The sequence below is a fragment of the Brevibacterium sediminis genome, from assembly GCF_024895295.1.
Lineage (GTDB): Bacteria > Actinomycetota > Actinomycetes > Actinomycetales > Brevibacteriaceae > Brevibacterium > Brevibacterium sediminis.
In genome coordinates this window covers 1-1,849 of the sequence record NZ_JAHQRN010000014.1, presented here as the reverse complement: position 1 = coordinate 1,849, position 1,849 = coordinate 1, and the positions used below count along the sequence as shown (strand labels likewise).

Genomic DNA, 1,849 nt, shown 5'->3' with positions numbered 1-1,849 from the left:
AGCAAATGGCCTCGTCCAACTCCCAATGGGAGTCGGACGAGGTCATTCGTGTATTCTCCGGCTCGTGGCCGGCCAACTGAGAGCGGTGTTCTCACGGACGTTCAGAGATCTTGTGGAGTCCAACCGGACAGCAGCCGGCCACCGATCCTCCCGAAATCAACATTGCCGGGTAGTCTAATGACGCGTATTCTAGTCGTTAATGAATCATATGGTGTTTATTGCACTCATAAGGAGCCAAAATGAGCGTCACTCGCCAGGTGGATCGCCGCCTCACCGAGATCGGATCCGCGATTCGTCGGTGGCGACTCATGCAGTCGTTGAAGGCTGTCGAAGTCGCAGAGCGGGCCGGCATCTCTCGATCGACGCTCCAGAAAGTCGAACGTGGTGACGCGGGGGTATCAATCGGCGCAGTGATGTCGGTTATGCAGGCACTCGGACAGCTCGACCACGTTTCCGCCTCATTCGATCCTTTGAGCACCGACGTCGGCAGACTGCGCTCTGCTGAAACGCTTCCAGACAGGGTCCGTCGATGAGTGAGCAGATCCGGGTTGAGATGGACCAGGGCGGAACGACGGTATTCGTCGGCACTGCGTACTTCCACATCGCACGGCGGCATATCTCGACGACGTTCAAATACTCCGATGAGTACGCGGGAGCTCGATGGGCCTATTCCATCGACCCGGAGCTCCCACTGTCGACAGCCCCATTCAACGTAACCGGTCTGCCGGGAGCCTTCGCCGACTGCTCTCCTGACCGGTGGGGTCGTAACCTCGTTGCGAAGGAGCATCGGCGGCAGGTCGCCGAGGGCGTCGTCCGTGATCGCCGCCTGACCGACATCGACTTCCTGCTCGGAGTCAGCGATCGCACTCGTCAAGGGGCTCTGCGATTTCGTCGTGCTGCTGACGAGGACTTCCTCAGCCCGACGAGCCGTGTACCTAAGCTGCTCTCCCTGCCCGAGCTGCAGCGGGCTGCTGATGGTGCCGCAGAAGGGTCGGGCACGGCTGTGAAGCGCCTTCTTGACGCTGGGACAGGGTCTCTGGGAGGGGCGCGGCCCAAAGCTTCTGTGGCGGACGATGAGGGACGACTGCTGATTGCGAAGTTCTCCCGACCCGGTGACGATCGAGACGTCATCGCGTGGGAGAGCCTGGCACTCGAACTTGCCCGTAGGGCTGGAATCGATACCTCTGCATCTCGGTTGCTGAGCATCGACGAGAGATCCGTGCTTCTTCTGCAGAGGTTCGATCGCACGACCGGCCGTCGGATCGGATATATGAGTGCGATGACAGCAGCCGGGCGTCGAGACGGGGAGCCCGGTGACTATCTCGATATCGTCGAAGCTATCGAAGACCACAGCCGGCGCTGGCGCAGCGACTGTGCGGAACTGTATCGCCGAGTGGCATTCTCAGTTGCATTGCACAATACGGATGATCATTTGCGTAACCATGGCTTCATACGGGCGGACGCGGGATGGCAGCTGAGCCCGGCTTTCGACATCAACCCGGAACCGGAGTCCGCGCTCGAACGGCAGACCGCGATCAACGGCGTTGTGTCCGCGGAGATCGAGGCGGAGGCGCTGCTCGAATTCGCCTCTCTCTGCCATCTGACGAAGCCAACTGCTGTGTCTGTGCTCAATGAGGTCGTGAGCGCGGTCGAAGGGTGGAGGTCGCTGGCTGTAGAACGCGGGATCCGACGGGCAGAGACCACCGAGATGGGAACCGTCATCGACACGCAGCTCGCACGTCTGCGCAAAGCTATCCGCCCGGTCAGCTGAACCGCGCGGCGTGCGGGCTCGGTTGAGCCAAGGACTGATGGCGAGCCTGCCTCTTCGTAGGGGCGGTCGGCGTGGTTC

Annotated in this window: 2 protein-coding genes; both read left to right on the top strand. The window is 61.2% G+C overall.

Going from position 1 to position 1,849, the window contains the following annotated elements:
- Nucleotides 1-239: 239 nt before the first annotated feature.
- Nucleotides 240-533: a helix-turn-helix domain-containing protein gene (locus KTJ89_RS19205; RefSeq protein ID WP_139906987.1), complete on the top strand. Its 294-nt coding sequence runs from the start codon at nt 240-242 to the stop codon at nt 531-533.
- Nucleotides 530-1,771 carry a type II toxin-antitoxin system HipA family toxin gene (locus KTJ89_RS19200; RefSeq protein ID WP_172175384.1) on the top strand — a complete coding sequence of 414 codons (1,242 nt, stop codon included), beginning with the start codon at nt 530-532 and terminating at the stop codon, nt 1,769-1,771. Before KTJ89_RS19205 ends, KTJ89_RS19200 begins: the two co-directional genes overlap by 4 nt.
- Nucleotides 1,772-1,849 lie beyond the last annotated feature (78 nt).